The 18,446-nt window shown below is 49.0% G+C and carries 18 protein-coding genes; 12 read left to right on the top strand and 6 right to left on the bottom strand.

The window, feature by feature from the left end; genetic code table 11:
* Both MJ595_RS07785 and nrdR read left to right on the top strand, forming a co-directional pair.
* Positions 1-972 (top strand): LysR family transcriptional regulator, encoded by a 972-nt coding sequence (locus tag MJ595_RS07785; protein ID WP_263081884.1) that lies wholly within the window; start codon positions 1-3, stop codon positions 970-972.
* A gap of 210 nt (positions 973-1,182) precedes the next feature.
* Positions 1,183-1,641: a transcriptional regulator NrdR gene (nrdR, locus tag MJ595_RS07780; protein WP_263081883.1), complete on the top strand. Its 459-nt coding sequence runs from the start codon at positions 1,183-1,185 to the stop codon at positions 1,639-1,641.
* Between the two features lie 41 nt (positions 1,642-1,682).
* Here the strand turns inward: nrdR and MJ595_RS07775 are convergent, their stop codons facing one another.
* Positions 1,683-2,702, bottom strand: a complete 1,020-nt coding sequence (locus MJ595_RS07775; protein WP_263081882.1) for a calcium/sodium antiporter — start codon at positions 2,700-2,702, stop codon at positions 1,683-1,685.
* A 373-nt stretch (positions 2,703-3,075) separates the two neighbouring features.
* Between MJ595_RS07775 and MJ595_RS07770 the strand changes: the two genes are divergently transcribed.
* The 10 genes from MJ595_RS07770 (at position 3,076) to ribA (ending at position 12,881) form a co-directional block, all read left to right on the top strand.
* On the top strand, positions 3,076-4,794 hold the full coding sequence (locus MJ595_RS07770; protein WP_263081881.1) for a diguanylate cyclase: 1,719 nt from the start codon (positions 3,076-3,078) through the stop codon (positions 4,792-4,794).
* A 364-nt stretch (positions 4,795-5,158) separates the two neighbouring features.
* The gene (gene ribD / locus MJ595_RS07765; RefSeq protein ID WP_263081880.1) at positions 5,159-6,304 is read left to right on the top strand and encodes a bifunctional diaminohydroxyphosphoribosylaminopyrimidine deaminase/5-amino-6-(5-phosphoribosylamino)uracil reductase RibD; all 1,146 of its coding nucleotides are present in this window, start codon (positions 5,159-5,161) and stop codon (positions 6,302-6,304) included.
* A gap of 58 nt (positions 6,305-6,362) precedes the next feature.
* Positions 6,363-7,028 carry a riboflavin synthase gene (locus MJ595_RS07760; RefSeq protein ID WP_263081879.1) on the top strand — a complete coding sequence of 222 codons (666 nt, stop codon included), beginning with the start codon at positions 6,363-6,365 and terminating at the stop codon, positions 7,026-7,028.
* A gap of 234 nt (positions 7,029-7,262) precedes the next feature.
* A complete protein-coding gene (ribBA, locus tag MJ595_RS07755) occupies positions 7,263-8,375 on the top strand; it encodes a bifunctional 3,4-dihydroxy-2-butanone-4-phosphate synthase/GTP cyclohydrolase II (protein ID WP_263081878.1) in 1,113 nt (370 codons plus the stop codon).
* Positions 8,376-8,527: 152 nt separating this feature from the next.
* On the top strand, positions 8,528-9,001 hold the full coding sequence (ribE, locus tag MJ595_RS07750) for a 6,7-dimethyl-8-ribityllumazine synthase (RefSeq protein WP_263081877.1): 474 nt from the start codon (positions 8,528-8,530) through the stop codon (positions 8,999-9,001).
* A 2-nt stretch (positions 9,002-9,003) separates the two neighbouring features.
* Positions 9,004-9,462, top strand: coding sequence for a transcription antitermination factor NusB (nusB, locus tag MJ595_RS07745; RefSeq protein WP_263081876.1), 459 nt, complete (start codon positions 9,004-9,006; stop codon positions 9,460-9,462).
* A gap of 31 nt (positions 9,463-9,493) precedes the next feature.
* Complete coding sequence (gene thiL, locus MJ595_RS07740; protein ID WP_263081875.1) at positions 9,494-10,498, top strand: thiamine-phosphate kinase; 1,005 nt, start codon at positions 9,494-9,496, stop codon at positions 10,496-10,498.
* A gap of 121 nt (positions 10,499-10,619) precedes the next feature.
* Complete coding sequence (locus tag MJ595_RS07735) at positions 10,620-11,102, top strand: phosphatidylglycerophosphatase A (RefSeq protein WP_263081873.1); 483 nt, start codon at positions 10,620-10,622, stop codon at positions 11,100-11,102.
* Positions 11,103-11,502: 400 nt separating this feature from the next.
* The gene (locus tag MJ595_RS07730) at positions 11,503-12,138 is read left to right on the top strand and encodes a retroviral-like aspartic protease family protein (protein ID WP_263081872.1); all 636 of its coding nucleotides are present in this window, start codon (positions 11,503-11,505) and stop codon (positions 12,136-12,138) included.
* Between the two features lie 149 nt (positions 12,139-12,287).
* Positions 12,288-12,881 carry a GTP cyclohydrolase II gene (ribA, locus tag MJ595_RS07725; RefSeq protein WP_263081870.1) on the top strand — a complete coding sequence of 198 codons (594 nt, stop codon included), beginning with the start codon at positions 12,288-12,290 and terminating at the stop codon, positions 12,879-12,881.
* 133 nt (positions 12,882-13,014) lie between these two features.
* Here ribA and dxs read toward each other — a convergent pair whose 3' ends face one another.
* From dxs to MJ595_RS07700, 5 genes are all read right to left on the bottom strand, one after another.
* The gene (gene dxs / locus MJ595_RS07720) at positions 13,015-14,943 is read right to left on the bottom strand and encodes a 1-deoxy-D-xylulose-5-phosphate synthase (RefSeq protein WP_263081869.1); all 1,929 of its coding nucleotides are present in this window, start codon (positions 14,941-14,943) and stop codon (positions 13,015-13,017) included.
* Between the two features lie 162 nt (positions 14,944-15,105).
* A complete protein-coding gene (gene ispA / locus MJ595_RS07715) occupies positions 15,106-16,005 on the bottom strand; it encodes a (2E,6E)-farnesyl diphosphate synthase (protein ID WP_263081868.1) in 900 nt (299 codons plus the stop codon).
* Positions 16,006-16,007: 2 nt separating this feature from the next.
* Positions 16,008-16,253, bottom strand: coding sequence for an exodeoxyribonuclease VII small subunit (locus tag MJ595_RS07710; RefSeq protein WP_263081867.1), 246 nt, complete (start codon positions 16,251-16,253; stop codon positions 16,008-16,010).
* Positions 16,254-16,341: 88 nt separating this feature from the next.
* The gene (locus MJ595_RS07705) at positions 16,342-16,653 is read right to left on the bottom strand and encodes an outer membrane protein assembly factor BamE (protein ID WP_263081866.1); all 312 of its coding nucleotides are present in this window, start codon (positions 16,651-16,653) and stop codon (positions 16,342-16,344) included.
* A gap of 265 nt (positions 16,654-16,918) precedes the next feature.
* Positions 16,919-18,391: a sodium:alanine symporter family protein gene (locus MJ595_RS07700; RefSeq protein ID WP_263081865.1), complete on the bottom strand. Its 1,473-nt coding sequence runs from the start codon at positions 18,389-18,391 to the stop codon at positions 16,919-16,921.
* Positions 18,392-18,446: the final 55 nt, after the last annotated feature.

Raw genomic sequence — 18,446 nt, 5'->3', positions numbered from 1 at the left:
GTGAGGTTTGATAACCTATTCCGCATTGATCTTAAGCTTCTGGTTATTTTTCAGGCATTGCTGGAAGAGCGGAGCGCCAGCAAAACAGCCCATCGACTGCACCTTAGTCAGTCCGCTATTAGTAAGGCATTATGCCGCTTAAGAGAATTATTTGATGATCCATTATTTATCAGAACACCCTATGGACTTGAACCCACAAAAAGAGCCGAGCAACTGGAATCAGGGTTAAGAATGGCACTTGAGCAGATACAGAAGCTGGTCAACCCTGCCGTATTTAACCCGGAAACCGATAAGAGGCACTTTGTGATAGCCAGTATTGGCAGCTCTTATCAAGTGTTACTCACTGGTTTTTTTGCCCACATACAGGCATCGGCTCCTGGTGTTACCTTTGACTGCCATGACTGGCAACCTGAATCCATCCAGCAATTGTTACAGGGCAGTATTGAACTGGCGGTGACCGCCAGGCAGATCAGTGACAACCCGGTCTGGGACCTGGGTCAGTTACCTGACAGCATGCACCACCATATACTGGCCATGGATGAAAATATTTGCCTGCTGCGAAAAGACCACCCTTTTTTTAAAGAACCCGAAGCCAGGCAAAACTGGAACCTGTCGGCTTACCTTAAACAAAACCATGTCCAGGTGTATTGTGAAGGCAAAGATCGCTGGAACCTTGATTATCACCTGGCCAGAATGGGCTATGAACGCAACCTGGCCGTTATTGTTCCCCATTTTCATGCGGCCCTGAGCATTGCCGAGCACAGCGATCTGGTTTTTACCGTTCCCCGATTGTTTGCCCAGCAGGCACTGAAGCGTCATGAAGTCTGTATGTTGCCCCTGCCTATAAAAATCGAACCCGTCACCTGTATGTTGCTATGGCACCAACGGTACGACAATGATCTTGCCCACTGCTGGCTAAGAAAAAGCATTATTCAGCATGTGGATCAAATGAGGCTCAACACCTGTCTATAGTGGCGTTAAAAGTCAGCATCTACGGCAACTAAACCGCGCCCAGTTAGATAACCGCAATTTGATAGAACTGTGATGGGCGCGCTTTAGTAATCGCTTCGCTTGATGAACAAGTCAGGAATATCCGGTTTTCAAACGAGTTTTGGTTTAGTACTTGCCATTTAACAAACAACGGTTAGTATCCAGCCAAAGGATAAGGATTAAATTTGAGCCATGCATTGTCCCTTTTGTAGTGCTGATGATACCAAAGTTATAGATTCCCGCCTGGTTGCGGATGGCAATCAGGTGCGCCGGCGACGGGAATGCCTCACCTGCAGTGAACGATTCACCACCTATGAATCTGCCGAGCTATTGATTCCACGACTGGTAAAGCAGGATGGCTCCAGAGAGCCATTTCATGAAGAAAAGCTGCGTGCGGGTATGACACGGGCTCTTGAAAAAAGACCTGTCAGTATTGAACAGGTTGAAGATGCCATCAATAGAATCAAAAAACGGTTGCGGGCCACAGGGGAGCGTGAAGTCAACTCCAGAGCCGTGGGCGAAGAAGTGATGCGAGAACTGAAGCTGCTGGATGAAGTGGCCTATATCCGCTTTGCTTCAGTATACCGGCATTTCCAGGATTTAAATGAATTCCGGGAAGAAATCGAACGTCTTGAGACTGAAGACCGTTAGTAGTGGGAGCAGGGAATAGTGTGGCATCCTGTTCCCTCTAACTAAGCTGTCATAAACAGCCAACCCAAATATAAGACAAAGCCTATCAGCAGTAACAGGCTTTTATACCGGGGTATCAGGCAGTAACCATTTTCTGCAGGCGCAGACAATGCCCCGGTCTCTGCTGTAGCCATTTTTGGAGGCTGCCGGACAATGCTGGTATACGCAATAACTGCCAGCAATAAAGTCAGTCCCACCATTGCCAGTACATCCCGGTGCAATATCTCGGGATCAAGGGCAATGCCATTCCCTATAATGCCCGGGAAAGCCAACACTCCCAGCAAGTTAAAAATATTCGAGCCAATCACCGTTGCCAGGGTCATATCAAACAGTCCTTTTCTGGCACTGGCTAAGGCAGCAGCCAGTTCGGGTAAGCTGGTACCAAAGGCAATCACGGTCAGGCCAATAACCAGTTCGCTCACGCCCATATAACGGGCCATTCCGGTGGCGCCCCATACCAGTATCTGCGAGCTGCCCATGAGTAAAGCCAGCATCAGTAAAGCCTCAATCCAGGCCCTGGGGGTACTGATTTTCAGGATAACCACATCACCAGCATCGCCTTCCTCACCACGGGCAGAGCGTGTCAAATAATAGCAATAGGCCAGTAGAGTCCCGCCCAGCACAAAACCATCAATCCTGCCTAAATGTCCATCCAGTAACAGGACAACGCAGAGTGCCATAACCAAACCAAGGACAGGTAGTTCCCGATAAAGAATGCGTGGACTCACCACCAAAGGCACCATTAAACCCACAGCACCCAGTACCAGGCCAATATTGATGGTATTTGAACCCAGGGCATTACCCACGGAGATACCGCCAGCCCCATTGTAGGCTGCAACAGAGGAAACCAGCAGCTCAGGTGCCGAGGTTCCGAACGCCACAATGGTCATGCCAATAGTAAGCACCGACATGCCCAGGCGAAAAGCCAGGGTTGATGCCACTTCAATCAGTCGGTCAGCGCTCCAGGAAAGGGTCAGAAAGCCTATGGCAATGGCTGCCAGGAATTGAATCAATTGATACATCAGAAGTGCAATCCGAGGGCTTCGCCACCAGGCAAACCACACCACGCCCTCATGCCAGTGCAGGTTACCCGGGTCTTGCCGAATGCAGAGTCCATAAACCCTCTACATCGCATATGCCACGGCAACAAGGCCGATGATGTTGACATAGGCACCTGTGAACAACAAAACACACAGGCAGGCTACTCCCCCAGAGAGGGCTGAATTATATTCCTGTCAGACTGACAAAGTAAAATACGTGCAGACACGGAGCCACCAGGGGTTCGTCAAAACATTGTCAGCTCACAAACGCTATTCTCTGCAATACTAAAAAAAGAGGTCATAGCTATTTCTACCAGCATGGATGCAGGTAGAGGCCTCCCACAAGGATGTACTTATGAAACTTCGAAAATCAGCACTATTGGCAATGCCTGCGGTACTCATGACCATTGTCCTGTTAGGCAGCCTGTCACTTTTAACCTTTCACTTTAAAGCCATCTTGCTGGATAACTACCAGGCGAAACTGAAGCAGGTTGCAAAAATCACCGCACGTATTTTACGGGATGACGTTGAGCTTCATGGTGATCAGCACTTTGGTTTTGACTTACTGGCCAGCGAAGTGGGCAACAGTGCCAACATCCGGGTCACCATTATCGATGACAAGGGTGTCGTCCTTGGCGATTCCCAGATTCCGGGCCATGAGCTGGATCAAATGAGCAACCACGCCAACCGGCCAGAAGTAAAAGACGCCTGGGCGAAGGGAAGCGGCCTGTCCAAGCGATTCAGTAATACCCTTGGCTACGAACTTTTGTACTATGCCACAACCATCAAAGAGACCAAAAGCAAGCATCACCACACTTCACATGGTCAGGGTCATGCAGAAAAGTCTGCTGAAACAGAGGAATCCTATGCCATTCGAACCGCTCTACCCCTGAATATCCTCAGTCAACAAATGCTGTGGATTTGGCTGTGGGTTGCTGCTATCAGTATTCTGGGCGTTTTTGTTGTTTTCATGATATCCCGCTTTTTCAACCGTATGCTGGATAAACAAGCCCGGACAGAAAGGGCTGCCCTTGAAGGGGAAGTTAAAGAGCGCACCCATGAGCTGAGCCTTATGCAACGCCTGGGAAGCCTGATGTCCGCCTGTACCACGGTGGATAGCGCTGCCAATGTCGTTCATCCAATTGCAAACCACCTGCTGCCAGGTTGCTGCGGCGGTGCAATTACACTCATCAAGTCTTCCAGAAACCGGCTTGACCTTCTGACCCAGTGGGGAGAGCAGTGGAAAGGCAGTGAGCGATTTGAACCCAGTGACTGCTGGTCCTTGCTAAAGGGCCATACCCATTATAGTGATGAGGATGGTCTTGAAATTCGTTGCCGTCACAGCGCCAATGAAAACGACATCTGCCAGGTTTGTATTCCCCTGGTTGCCCAAGGGGAAACCCTCGGGGTACTTCACCTTAATTACAGGGAACAACAATCACTGGAGAATAATACGGCCAAAGCTGAGTCCATGGCTGAACAGATTGGCCTGGCCCTGGCCAACATGAGATTGAGGGAAGACCTCAGGCAACAGGCTATTCGGGACCCTCTCACCGGCCTGTTCAACAGACGCCATATGATGGAGTTTCTGGAACAGCGTATCTACAGCGCAGAAAATCAGCATGAACCCTTATCCATCATGATGATCGACCTGGATCATTTCAAACGGTTCAACGACACCTTTGGTCATGATGCCGGTGACTATGTACTCAAGCAGGTATCCATGGAGCTAAAACAGGGAACCAGGGAAACCGACCTGGTATGCCGTTATGGCGGCGAGGAACTTTGTATCGTCTGCCCTGACACCTCCCTGGAAAAAGCGGCAGAGCTTGGGCATATGCTGGTTGACCGTATTGCCAGCCAGGGAATGCAATTTAATGGCCAGTCGCTGGGAAATGTTACAATCTCAATGGGCATTACTACCCGAACCAACCCGGAAATAGGCCTGGATGCCTTACTCAAGGAAGCAGACACAGCTCTGTACGATGCGAAAGAACAGGGCCGTAACAGGGCAATTTTAAGCGGCAGCGTCCCGGTTCAAGCTCAGGATAGCAATCAAAAAACTGATAACTAAACTCTTATCTCGTTCCCAGCGTCCCTAGGGTGTCGCGAAACCCAATTCTGTAGATAAAAAGTAGGGTTTTACTCTTTTTTAACCACAGAGACACGGAGGCACAGAGTTTTTGTATCTTTAAACTATAAACCTCCGTGTCTTTGTGTCTCCGTGGTTAATAAAAATAACTTTTGCGACAACCTCTCCCCGCTGGGAATGCATACGGATGCTTCCAGCTAATACCAGACTTGGCGGCTTGGGGGAGGTATGCATTCCCAGGCGGGAGCCTGGGAACGAGTCTACAAAATCCATCAAACCACAGTTTGCTAGCTGGGTGCGGTTTAGCAGGTTATGATTGAGGAATTTTACCCTCCCGGAGCCTGTAATGAGTGGTACTTTTTCTCCAGAAGATCATGCCTATATGGCCCGAGCCATCAGGCTGGCAAGTCGAGGTAAATGGACCACTATGCCCAACCCGAGGGTAGGCTGCGTCATTGTCCGAAACGGTGAAATCACAGGGGAAGGCTGGCATCAGTGGGCCGGTGAAGGTCATGCAGAGGTTCATGCCCTGGCAATGGCTGGTAAGAACGCCCGCAACGCTACTGCCTATGTGTCCCTGGAACCTTGCAGTCATTATGGCCGAACCCCACCCTGTGCCAAAGCCCTGATTAAAGCCGGTGTCACCCGGGTTATAGCCGCAATGCAAGACCCTAACCCCTCAGTAGCAGGACGCGGATTAGCCATGTTAAAAGAAGCCGGTATTGAGGTGCATAGCGGCCTGCTTGAAGCGGAAGCCCGGAAACTGAACCTGGGTTTTATCAAGCGGATGGAAACTGGCAGGCCGCTGGTCAAAGCAAAACTGGCCATGAGTATGGATGGGCGCACAGCCATGGCCAGCGGTGAATCCCAATGGATTACAGGATCGGATGCCCGCCGGGATGTGCAGCAACTCCGTGCCGCCAGCTGTGCCATTATCACGGGCGTTGGCTCCATCTTGCATGACGATTCATCCCTGACCTTAAGAGAAGAACAGCTGGGACTACCTGATGCCCGAGCGATCTGTAAACGACAACCTTTACGGGTTGTGGTTGACTCCAGGCTACGCACCCCCGTTTTATCTAAAGTAATTAGTGGACCCGGCCACTGTCTTATTGTTGCCACCTCCGGAGCAGCCGAGAAGAAAAAGGCACTTGAGCAGGCTGGAGCGGAGGTACTTATTCAGGAGGAAATGACAGAGCACGTTTGTCTGACTTCACTGATTGATGAACTGGGACGAAGGGGCTGCAATGAAGTGCTACTGGAAACCGGCGCAACACTTGCGGGTGCAATGCTCCAGGAGCAGTTGATTGACGAGTTATATATTTATATGGCTCCCCTATTAATGGGTTCCTGTGCCCGACCATTATTCCAGTTGCCTTTCGAAACAATGGCTGAAAAGCAACCCATGACCATTTGTGATATTCAGGCAGTAGGCAATGACTGGCGGATCACTGCAAAACCCAAAACCATGAATGGGTCATTAACCGCCTGACCTCTCTGCTCAATCGGCGATTAATGCTATCATCATCCGTTTTACTGGGTGCTAATTTATGTTTACCGGGATTATAGAAGCGGTGGGAACCGTCCGCTCTGCAACATATTGCCAGGGTGACCTGCGACTGCACATCAACTCGGGGCAATTAGATTTATCCGATGTTAAGCTGGGCGACAGCATTGCCACTAATGGCATCTGCCTGACCGTGGTTGCCCTGCCCGGTGATGGCTATATTGCTGACGTTTCTATTGAAACACTCGAGCATTCAACCTTGGGTACACTGGCGAGCGGAGCCTTGGTCAACCTTGAAAAAGCGTTAACACCCACCACCCGCTTAGGTGGTCATTTAGTGAGTGGTCATGTGGATGGCGTTGGTGGTGTAACCGCTATTGAACCCTCAGCCCGGTCTACCCGCTACTGGATAGAAGCACCATTAGCACTGGCTCGCTATATTGCCCATAAAGGTTCCATCACCGTTGATGGTGTGAGTCTGACCGTTAATTCGGTTGAAGGAACAAAGTTTGCCCTGAATATTGTCCCTCACACCCAGGAAATGACCACGATTACCTCCTGGCAGGTTGGAACCAAAGTCAATCTGGAGGTGGATCAGATTGCCCGTTATCTTGAGCGGTTGCTTGACCCCGAACTAAAAGAGTCTCAACAGTCAAAACAATCCAAGTTAACCTCTTCATTTCTGGCGGAACATGGTTTCCTGCGTTAACTTAGCCGGGATACTTCATCAACCGTCCCGCGCCTGATGAAATATCCCGGTTAGTATTCTGTTAAGCGATGCAAACCAGTAATATACCCCCTCCAGTTTTTAGAAGCCTGGCCAGATCATTGCTTTACCTATGCCGGGCATGCTTCCAGAGACACCGCCACGGCTTTTATAAAAGCAAGCTTCCGATTTCTTTTGAACAGCCCCGGTGTCACAACCAGTTCCCTGAGGGGCGTTATGCAGCTGAATTCCATCGAAGAAATCCTCGAAGATATTCGACTTGGCAAGCCGGTTATCCTGATGGATGACGAAGACCGGGAAAATGAAGGCGACCTGATTGTCGCTGCAGAAAAAATCACACCTGAAACTGTGAATTTTATGGTAAGGGAAGGTCGTGGTTTATTATGCCTGACCCTTTCCGGTGAGCGTTGTGACTACCTGGGATTACCACCGATGGTGGCCAGCGATGAAAACAAATCCGGATTTGGTACCCCCTTTACGGTGTCCATTGAGGCAGCCAATGGTGTGACCACGGGTATTTCTGCTCAGGATCGGGCTAAAACCATACGTGTCGCCGTAGACCCTCTGTCCAAACCGGGAGACATCGTCCAGCCTGGTCATATTTTTCCATTACGGGCACAGCCAGGCGGTGTTCTCAGCCGTGCAGGCCATACTGAGGCAGGTTGTGACCTGACCCGTCTGGCAGGGCTGACTCCGGCAGCCGCCATCATCGAAATCATGAATGAAGATGGCTCCATGTCCAGAAGACCCCAACTGGAGCACTTTGCCGAAAAACATGGCCTGAAGATTGGCACCATTGCCGATTTGATCCACTATCGAATGGTTAATGAAAAAACCATTGAGAGGCAGCACCGGCAGGTTCTCGACACGGAGTTCGGCCAGTTTGACATGACGGTTTATAAAGACCTGATTACCGGTGGCAGACACCTGGCCCTTAGCAAGGGCTACCTGACCCCGGATGCACCGGCACTGGTTCGGGTGCATGTTATGGAACCCTTCCGGGACCTGCTCAATGCCAAGAGTCCTGAAAACCAGAAAGGCTGGTCACTGCATCAGGCCATGGAAACGGTTGCAAAAGAGAATGCTGGCGTTGTCGTTTTACTGGAATCCGGCGAACAGTCCAGCTTTGCAACAGCACTGGATCGCTATATTGAGCTGAAGGAAGGCAGCAATGATGGCGGCTCCCGTACTTACCATACCATAGGCACAGGGTCACAGATTCTTAAGGATATGGGGATAGGTAAAATGCGACTGCTCAGTGTTCCCATGCGCTTCACCGGCCTCTCCGGTTTCGGCCTGGAAGTGGTAGAGTATATTTCCTGCGAATAGTGGTTCTTGTAACCCGGCTGCTATTCTGTTCTTTGATGGCAGCCTGTGCTTCCTGCTGAACAGCTGATGTATTAGTACTACTCGGTATGAAGCTGGCTTCGTGTTATCGTTCCCCGTTTTGATAAAAATCTTCCGGCCAAGAGGCATGATTTATGTCTGTAAAGACAATTGAAGGTACATTGCAGGCTAATGGCGGCAAATACGCCATTGTAGTTACCCGCTGGAATGCGTTTGTTGTGGAAAGCCTGGAAAAAGGTGCCATTGACTCCCTGACCCGCCACGGGGTTCCTGAGGAAGATATTACGATTATTCGTTGTCCTGGTGCTTTTGAAATACCACTGACCGTAAAAAAATTAGCCAAGTCCAACCGTTTTGATGCGGTTATTGCCCTGGGCGCAGTCATTCGGGGAGGCACTCCTCACTTTGACTATGTTGCCGGAGAGTGCGTAAAAGGCATGGCTCATGTAAGCCTGGATCACGAAATTCCCGTGAGCTTTGGTGTGTTAACTGTAGATACTATTGAGCAAGCCATTGAACGTGCCGGCACGAAAGCAGGCAATAAAGGTGAAGAAGCAGCGATGGCGGCCTTCGAAATGGTTTCATTGATGAAAAATCTGGAGGCCTGATTGTGAAACAGGAAAATAACCGTCCAAAACCCTCAGCAAGACGCAAGGCACGCCAGCTGGCGTTACAGGCTCTCTATCAGTGGCAGATGAACCAGGCATCCCTGATGTCCATCGAACTCCAGTTCAAGGCAGACAATGATATGAGCAAGGTGGATGAAGGGTATTTCCACCTGATTCTCCATGGTGTACCTCGCCAGCTCAGCCACCTTGATGAAGCCATGTCACCGGTACTGGATCGTTCCCTGGAACAGCTGGACCCGGTTGAACTCACCGCCCTTCGCATTGGCTGCTATGAGCTGATTAACCATAAAGATGTTCCTTATCGCGTTGTGATTAATGAAGCAATAGAGCTTGTTAAACGGTTTGGTGCCCAGGATTCCCACCGTTATATCAACGGTATTCTGGACAAGCTGGCCCCCCGGCTTCGAGCGGAAGAGGTTCGTTCCTACCGTAAGCGCTAACCCCATTAAGGCCATGATTCTCCTTTGAGTCATGGCTTTATTTTTAACCCCATTGCATGATTGCTCACTAAATATGGCCATTGGTGAATTTGAACTCATAAAAAAATATTTTAACCGTGAAGAATTAGCCCCCCCATTAAAAGGCGTTATGGGAATTGGTGACGATTGCGCATTGATTGAAATTCCGGATGGAATGCAACTGGCCCAGTCACTGGATACCCTCGTTGAAGGCGTTCATTTTCCCCGGCACTGTGACCCTGCTCTTTTGGCCTACCGGGTTCTTGCGGTCAACCTTAGCGATCTTGCCGCCATGGGCGCCAAGCCCCATAGCTTTACCCTCGGCCTTACCCTGCCAGAAGCAAACAGTGATTGGCTACAGGGCTTTAGCAATGGTCTGACTCTACTGGCACAACAAGCAGGCATAGCACTCATTGGTGGTGATACCACCCGGGGCCCCTTAACCATTTCGGTGCAGGTGCAGGGAACAGTGCCAAAAGGAAAAGCCCTTAAACGAAGTGGTGCCAAAGTGGGTGACCGGATTTATGTCAGCGGCTCTCTGGGAGATGCAGCAGGTGCACTGGATTTTGTTTTACAAAACCAAATCCCGATAACGGCAACCCATTCTGACACCCGCTATCTGCTGGAACGTTACTATCAGCCCTCTCCCCGACTGAAATTGGGTCAATGGCTAAGCCAGAATGGTGCAACTTCAGCCCTGGATATTTCTGATGGCCTGCTCGGTGACTTAAACCATATATTATCCGCCAGTGGTGTAGGGGCAGCGCTGAACCTTGATGCCATCCCCTGTTCCAAGGCCCTGAGCAATATTTATGGTGATGACAAAGCAAGACAATATGCATTAACCGGTGGTGATGATTATGAACTCTGCTTTACCTGGCCAGAAAATAAAGCAATATCTTTACCGCCTTCCCTTGGTTGCACCCTTTCATGTATTGGCAAAGTGACTGAGTCCAAAATGGTAACTGACGCTAAAACCGGCAAACCTATACAGCCTGAAGCCTTTACTCATTTTTAAAACATCCGGCAACCTGTTTGAGTTATGGCGCTAAACTCAACAGGGGAGGTTTAATGGAATAAGCCGTTTTTTTCCCATAAAATAAACCATCATTTTTTATATCTATTTTTATTTACAAATAATGAGCGCCAAACCTGCTATTTTAAAAAACCCCATTCACTTTCTTGCATTTGGCCTGGGTAGTGGACTATCACCTAAAGCTCCCGGCACAGTGGGTACTATCGCAGCAATACCCTTTTATCTATTCCTTCAACACCTCCCCCTAGGGCAGTATCTGCTACTCATTGCCATTGCCAGCCTGGTTGGTATCTGGCTCTGTGGCCAAACATCGAAAGACCTTGGCGTCCATGACCACCCCGGGATAGTCTGGGATGAGTTTTGCGGTTTCTGGATCACCATGATCGCTGCACCATCAGGGTGGCCGTGGATCTTGCTGGGTTTTATGCTTTTCCGTATTTTCGATATTTGGAAACCATGGCCAATCGGCTGGCTGGATGCCCGGGTGGGCGGAGGCTTTGGTATAATGGCTGATGATATTATTGCCGGCTTTTATGCTTTAGCATTGCTGCAGGCAGCGGCTTACCTAGGGGGCGTTCTCAATTAGACATGTGACCAGCCAGCCGTGATGAGCGCCAGGCTAGGCGCGAACTGCGCAGTGTGGTTGTTCCACATAAGCAGTGAGCAACGCGGCATGGCGCTCATCACGGCTGGCCCTTCGGGTTCCTCACACAGGCATTCATGCCGCGTTGTACGACTTGAACAGGGAACCACCCTGCCCTGCGTCGTACGCCTTGCCTGAATGCCTGTGTGAGGAACTGGTCTCATGACTAATTGAGAACGCCCCCTAGTATAAATTCAGCAGAATCTGGCTTATATTAGCCAGATTCGTCGCATTGATTAAGTGAACAGCACCGTTAAATTTATTCCTTCAATCACTTCAAATGACTAAGCTATTACTATAAGTCCACCTGAAACCATGCCGTTAACTTATAAAAAACATGCAAATGATTAAAACAATAATTTTAATAATCAGCATTCTATTTATTACCTTACCGGCCAGATCAACTTCAATTCATACCATTGCCCTTTTCTCTGGAAAAGCCTTGGTTATAATTGATGGCGAGCGCCATATGCTTGTTAAAGGCAGCACTCCCTTCAAAGGAGTCCGCCTTATAGAGTCCAATAGCCGCAAAGCTATTATTGAAATCAATGGAGCTCGACGCACCCTGCTAGTGGGTCAATTTGCAAAAGGAAGCATAAAACCAGCGCAAAAATCCGTAACCGTCAATCGCAACAATAACGGGCAATACATTGCTGATGGCAAGATCAACCAAAAAAAAGCCCGCATGCTAGTGGATACCGGTGCCAATGTTATGGCTCTTAACTCTTCAGAAGCGCAACGGCTTGGCATTCCCTATAAAAAGGGCAAAGTCGTGCAGGTGGGTACAGCCAGCCAGACAACCCAAGCCTATCTGGTCACCTTGCCATCAGTCACTGTTGGCAATATCACCGCAAAAAATATTGCAGCAACAGTCCATGATGGCACCCATCCTCCCGTCATTCTCCTGGGAGTCAGTTTTCTGAAGCATGTAAAACTCAGTGAAAACAATGGTGTTATGGTACTTGAATCAAAACACTGAATATTCGCTTGCGTGGTTACAGACTGGTACAATCTTCCCTTCAGTTTTTTTATCGTTAAGGAATCCTCCTTCCGGTAGGGTTCCTGCATCACATATTTAACGGTCATGAAAAGCCTGCCAGCTTAGTCATGCTGTTCGAGGAGCAGTGAGTGTCTGTTAGTTTCGTTGCAGAGTCACGCTTGCCCACCCCCTATGGTGAGTTCATCATGCACGGTTTCGAAGAAGGGAGCACGGGCAAGGAGCATTTGGCATTATCTATAGGCGACTTGCGTCACGACGAGCCAGTTCTCGCCAGAGTTCATTCGGAGTGTCTCACGGGGGATGCGTTATTTAGCATGCGCTGTGATTGCGGAGCCCAGCTCCAGGCAGCGCTAAAAAAAATTGCAGAGGAGGGGCGGGGAGTTCTTCTGTATTTACGTCAGGAAGGCCGGGGGATTGGCTTAATCAATAAAATTCGTGCCTACCACTTACAGGATAGTGGGCTGGATACCGTCGAAGCAAACGAGGAGCTTGGATTTGCTCCCGATCTGCGAAAGTACGACATGTGCAAGCTAATGCTTGACCACCTGGGTGTATCCAGCCTGAGGTTAATGACAAATAACCCACGCAAAGTTGAGGCACTGACCCGTCAAGGCATCAACATAGCGGAGCGCATTCCCCACCAAACAGGCCAGAACCCCCATAATGAGCGTTATCTGGCTACTAAGGTCTGGAAATTAGGGCACTTGTACAATACTGCCTGATTACACCCGGTTGCTAATATCTGTACACCGTCATCTTTAGAGAAATGGGGAATAGCATAAAGCTTCATTCCCTATTCCCCATTAACCACTTTCTACGACTAACTGGCAAAAACCACCAAGGCTCAGAATACCATTAAACGATAGACACCTGACTTTTATACTGAATAGTTTTCTTCGGTATACGAGCCAACCTATTTTCTATTGCTTTTTGGATTCCTTCAGCATCAAGGCCACACTCTGCAAGCTGACCCGCATGGGTTGCCGCTTCAATATAACGATCAGGTATTCCCAGCTGAATAACAGGCACAGAAATGCCTTCTTTCTGCAAGAACTCGGTTACTGCTGAACCTGCTCCCCCCATGATACATCCCTCTTCCACAGTCACCAGAAGTTCATGGGTTGCTGCCAGCTTTAGAATCAATGCCTCATCAATAGGCTTAACAAAGCGCATATTAGCCACAGTGGCATCTACTGCCTGAGCGGCCTTTAGCGCATTATCCAGCACAGTACCAAATGCAAGAATAGCCACACGCTGGCCCTCACGCCTGATTTCGCCCTTTCCGATAGGCAGCGGCTTCAGGTGAGATTCGATTTTCACTCCAGGCCCGGTACCGCGGGGATAGCGCACCGAAGCAGGGCCATCGAAAAAGAACCCTGTTGATAACATCTGCCGTGTCTCATTCTCATCTGCCGGAGCCATAATCAGCATATCCGGGATACAGCGGAGAAAGGCAATATCATAACAACCACCATGGGTGGGACCGTCTTCCCCAACCATACCGGCACGGTCTATGGCAAAGAGCACATCCAGCTTCTGAACAGCCACATCATGAACAAGCTGGTCGTATGCCCTTTGCAGGAAGGTTGAGTAAATAGCAACAACCGGCTTCATCCCTTCACAGGCCATACCGGCCGCCAGGGTCACAGCATGCTGTTCTGCTATGGCCACATCAAAATATCTTTCGGGAAAATGCTCCGCAAAGCGGATGAGATCAGACCCCTCACACATGGCAGGTGTAATGCCTGTTAACCGCTCATCTTTAACCGCCATATCGTATAGCCATTGTCCAAAGATATTGGCGTATTTAGGTTTTTTAGGGAGTTTTACCGGTTTATCGCCTTCCTTGCGCTGAGGCTCTAATTTGGTAATGGCATGATAACCAATAGGATCCTGCTCTGCCGGAGTAAACCCTTTACCTTTCTGCGTTACCACATGAAGGAACTGAGGCCCTTCCAGATCCCTGATATTTCTCAGCGTATGGATCAGCATTGGCAGATCATGCCCGTCAATGGGGCCAATATAGTTAAAGCCCATTTCCTCAAAGAGCGTTCCCGGCACCACCATGCCCTTCATATGCTCTTCGGTGCGCCTGGCCAGCTCCCAGGCTTTGGGAATCGCATGAAGAACCTTTTTACTGCCTTCACGGATATGATGATAGGTCTTGCTCGACAACACCCGGGCCAAATAATTTGACAGTCCTCCCACGTTGCGGGAAATGGACATGTCATTATCGTTAAGGATAACCAGCATATTGGCCTTCAGGTCAGCAGCATGGTTCAGGGCTTCATAAGCCATGCCAGCCGTCATTGCACCATCACCAATAATGGCAACAGTACGCCGGTCTTCTTTCATCAGTTTTGCACTGATAGCCATGCCCAGGGCTGCACTAATAGACGTGCTGGAATGACCCACACCAAAGGTATCATAGGCACTTTCAGTTCTTTTTGGGAAAGCTGCAATTCCGTCTTTTTGCCGCAGCGTCGGCATCAACCCTTTCCGTCCCGTAAGGATTTTATGGGGGTATGCCTGATGCCCCACATCCCACACCAGGCGATCATCAGGCGTATTAAAAATAAAATGGAGGGCAATGGTCAGCTCAACCACCCCGAGGCCGGCTCCGAAGTGGCCACCGGTCTGGCCCACAGAATATAGCAGAAACTCCCTTAGCTCCCTGGCCAGCTGGGGCAGCTCCGACTCACTAAAAGCACGAAGTTGCTCAGGGCTATCCACCTGGTCCAATAACGGAGTATCTGGCCTTTTTTTGGGTATTTCGTGAAACATGTTACCGCATTGCAATGATCAGGCCGCAAAGCCAAAATAAACAGGAACCGATTGTACCTGATAACATCGGTTTTAGCATGAAGTCTAAAAATTTACCTTTTTTCATAAAATAGATGACTGCTTATCTTGTATGGATATTAATGCTTAGCGGCACTAAAAAAGCTAGTAACGTCTTTCTATAATATAACCCGCCAGCTGTCGTAAAGGTTGAGCGAGGTCATCAAAATCAGATAATGATTGAATAGCAGTGTCGCATAAACTCATTGCATATTCTCTGGCTGCTTCAAGCCCCAGGATTGAAACATAGGTTGGCTTATCCAGTGCCTGATCAGCTCCCTGCTGTTTGCCCAGGGTATTCGTATCCGCCACCACATCGAGGATATCATCCTGAACCTGAAAGGCCAGCCCGATGGCGTTAGCATAGCTATCAAGCTGTCTGATCTGCCAATCTTCAACAGTACTGTGACTAATGGCTCCCATGGTAACACTGGCTCTGATTAAAGCACCGGTTTTATGTTGATGCATCAAGGCCAGTTGATCCCGGCTCAACTCAATGCCAACAGATTCCAAATCCATGGCCTGCCCTCCAACCATTCCTCCATGACCAGAAGCACAGCTTAAGTTTTTTATCAGCAATAGACGCTGCTTATCTGATAAAAAACTATCAGGCATCATGTGTTCATGACTTAGCAACTCAAAAGCCAGTGACTGCATCGCATCCCCGGCCAGAATGGCTGTTGCCTCATCATAGGCTTTATGACATGTGGGCTTCCCTCGCCTGAGATCATCATCATCCATGGCCGGAAGATCGTCATGAATCAGGGAGTAGGCATGAATGAGCTCAATCGCACAGGCTGCCGGGTCAGCATTACTCTCACAACCACCAACACTCTGGCAGGCAGCATAAACCAGCAAAGGCCGAATGCGCTTACCGCCATTAAAGATAGAATACCGAATGGCGCTAACCAGTCGCTCACTGACATCGCTATGATCAGGCAGCACCCTGCCCATAGCGTTATCCAGACGATCCCGACAATGGTTAATGTATCCTTCCAGTGTCATGATCACTTTTCCTCAAATGGCTGATCGAAGGGCTGTTCTTTCAATTCACCATTTTTTTCAAGCAGTAGCTTTATCTTCTGTTCGGCCCTGGACAAAGCTTGCTGGCATTCACGGGTAAGCTGGACTCCTTTCTCAAAGGCTTTCAATGAGTCTTCAAGTGAAAGGTCCCCGGACTCCATTTTTTGCACCAGTGACTCAAGGTCACCCAGGGTTTGCTCAAAATTGAAGTCTCGTTTTTTGTCTGCCATGACCCAGCCCGCATATACAGTTAAATTCGGTTAAGGATACCACAATCAAGCAAAGCGATACGCGGAACAGGAGAGACTATTCCCCAGTTTATAGCTGATAGACGAATACACTATGAATGCCACCAACATTTCTTTCACGAACTTCCCCAGCACCATACTCTACAAGATGAGTATCTTTGAATACAAAAGAGTAGTCCGCTCTATCCCAAGACCAGCCAGAAATTAAACGATTAGTGTATTTGTAAATAGTGTAATCACCTGACTGTCTAAAACCGTCTGGTTTACCAAGCACTTGAACAACCTCATTTTGTGACATTCCTGGGTTTATGCTGGCAACTTTCTCGCCAGTAACACACCCGGTCAGTAGCATGACCAAGAGTAGGGAAAATAAATATTTCATCTTGCTCTCCATAATGGTGGACACTTAACGCGGGACGCCAGAAGCGTCCCACACCATACACCTGTTAAAAATTGTTGAAAATCATGTTGACAGGAAACATAGAGCCTCAGAGTGAACAGAGGCTGTTTGCTCTTTAACGCTTTGCAATCCTAAACCGCAACCAGTTTGAAAACCGGATATTTATAGCTTGCTGATCCAGCGAAGCTGTTTCTAAAGCACGCCCTGCGTAGGTCTATCAAATTACGGTTTTCTAACCGGGCGTGGTTTAGTCCAACACCGCATCATTGTTAACAGTGACCTTGGGTTCAGCCGTTCTAACCGGTGCGCTATGCTCCTGCCAAACATCATTATCCATAGTCCGGTCAAGATAAGGGAATTTCTTGCGGTTAAATACCGGAGTAATCCCCGTCTTCAACTGCTCGTCATAATCCCTCAGAACCTGGGCTACAATGCCGGAAAGGACAAGTATTGAGATCAGATTAATCAAGGCCATAGTTCCCATAGACAGGTCAGCAAAAGCCCATACCGTAGGCAAGTCCCCCACTGCCCCCCAAATAACCATGGCGATTACCGCAACCCGATACACCATAACCAGGCTTTTACTTTCACGAATAAAGCGCAGGTTGGATTCACCGTAGTAGTAATTGGCAATGATTGAAGTAAAGGCAAACATCAGAATGGCCGCTGCAATCAAATGTTTCCCCCATGGACCCACCTGGCTCACCAGGGCAGCCTGAGTCAACTCAATGCCGGTAACACCGCTTCCTGGCTCAAGGGCACCTGACATTAAAATAATGGCCGCCGTTGCCGTACAGACAACCATGGTATCCATAAAGACGCCCAACATACCAATCATGCCCTGACTGGCAGGATGACTGGCATGAGCTGCCGCTGCGGCGTTTGGCGCACTTCCCATACCCGCTTCATTAGAGAATAAACCACGCTTGATACCCTGCATCATTGCCTGGGAAATCATATAGCCAGCACCACCACCAGCGGCGCTTTCCAGACCAAAGGCACTTTTAAAAATTAGGCTGAATACCGCAGGCAGCTCAGAGATATTCAAAGCAACAACCACCAGGGCTACTAGCAAATAGCCAAAGGCCATAATCGGTACGATCATCTCAGCTGCCCGGGAAATCGAGCGAACACCACCAAAAATGATCAGACCACTGGTAACAGCTAAGCCAATACCAATCCAGTATGCCGGGATATCATAACTGCTAAATGCAGCGGCGATAGAGTTAGACTGGACACTGTTAAAGGCAAAACCGAAGGCAATAATCAATGCAATGGAAAAGATAATTCCAAGCCAGCGCTGACCTATAGCCTTTTCAATATAGTAGGCAGGCCCGCCCCTGAAAGTGCCATCATGATTATTGGTCTTATACAATTGTGCCAGGATATTCTCTGCCACACTGGTTGCCATACCCAATAGCGCAATCAACCACATCCAGAACACCGCACCTGGGCCGCCAAGATAGATAGCAACAGCCACCCCGGCCATATTGCCAGTCCCTATACGTGCAGCGAGGCTGGTACAAAAAGTCTGAAAAGGTGAGATATGTGTTTTGCAGTCCCTGTTGCGGCTGGTCAACATGGTTCTGCATGCTTGGGAAAATAGCCTTATTTGAGCGAAGCGGGTTTTGAGGGTGAAGAAAATACCTGCGCCTAACAGCAGGTACATCAGGATATTCCCCCAAATTAAGTCATTTGCAACGGCAATAATTTCGTTCATAGGCTTCCCAGACTCGTTAGTAATGTTAGAGTTTTATGTCAATTCTATTTTGATG

This window comes from Endozoicomonas sp. Mp262, assembly GCF_025643335.1.
Lineage (GTDB): Bacteria > Pseudomonadota > Gammaproteobacteria > Pseudomonadales > Endozoicomonadaceae > Endonucleibacter.
The sequence above is the reverse complement of the archived record's forward strand: the minus strand, read 5'-3'. Positions and strand labels throughout refer to the sequence as shown.

Bases quoted from the DNA above. Each gene is read 5' to 3' on its own strand.
- MJ595_RS07700 (WP_263081865.1), bottom strand. From the start codon at position 18,391: ATGAACGAAATTATTGCCGTTGCAAATGACTTAATTTGGGGGAATATC.
- MJ595_RS07770 (WP_263081881.1), top strand. From the start codon at position 3,076: ATGAAACTTCGAAAATCAGCACTATTGGCAATGCCTGCGGTACTCATG.
- nrdR (WP_263081883.1), top strand. From the start codon at position 1,183: ATGCATTGTCCCTTTTGTAGTGCTGATGATACCAAAGTTATAGATTCC.
- MJ595_RS07735 (WP_263081873.1), top strand. From the start codon at position 10,620: ATGAGCGCCAAACCTGCTATTTTAAAAAACCCCATTCACTTTCTTGCA.
- MJ595_RS07710 (WP_263081867.1), bottom strand. From the start codon at position 16,253: ATGGCAGACAAAAAACGAGACTTCAATTTTGAGCAAACCCTGGGTGAC.
- ribE (WP_263081877.1), top strand. From the start codon at position 8,528: ATGTCTGTAAAGACAATTGAAGGTACATTGCAGGCTAATGGCGGCAAA.
- MJ595_RS07760 (WP_263081879.1), top strand. From the start codon at position 6,363: ATGTTTACCGGGATTATAGAAGCGGTGGGAACCGTCCGCTCTGCAACA.
- MJ595_RS07705 (WP_263081866.1), bottom strand. From the start codon at position 16,653: ATGAAATATTTATTTTCCCTACTCTTGGTCATGCTACTGACCGGGTGT.
- dxs (WP_263081869.1), bottom strand. From the start codon at position 14,943: ATGTTTCACGAAATACCCAAAAAAAGGCCAGATACTCCGTTATTGGAC.
- ribD (WP_263081880.1), top strand. From the start codon at position 5,159: ATGAGTGGTACTTTTTCTCCAGAAGATCATGCCTATATGGCCCGAGCC.
- thiL (WP_263081875.1), top strand. From the start codon at position 9,494: ATGGCTTTATTTTTAACCCCATTGCATGATTGCTCACTAAATATGGCC.
- MJ595_RS07775 (WP_263081882.1), bottom strand. From the start codon at position 2,702: ATGTATCAATTGATTCAATTCCTGGCAGCCATTGCCATAGGCTTTCTG.
- MJ595_RS07730 (WP_263081872.1), top strand. From the start codon at position 11,503: ATGATTAAAACAATAATTTTAATAATCAGCATTCTATTTATTACCTTA.
- ribBA (WP_263081878.1), top strand. From the start codon at position 7,263: ATGCAGCTGAATTCCATCGAAGAAATCCTCGAAGATATTCGACTTGGC.
- ispA (WP_263081868.1), bottom strand. From the start codon at position 16,005: ATGACACTGGAAGGATACATTAACCATTGTCGGGATCGTCTGGATAAC.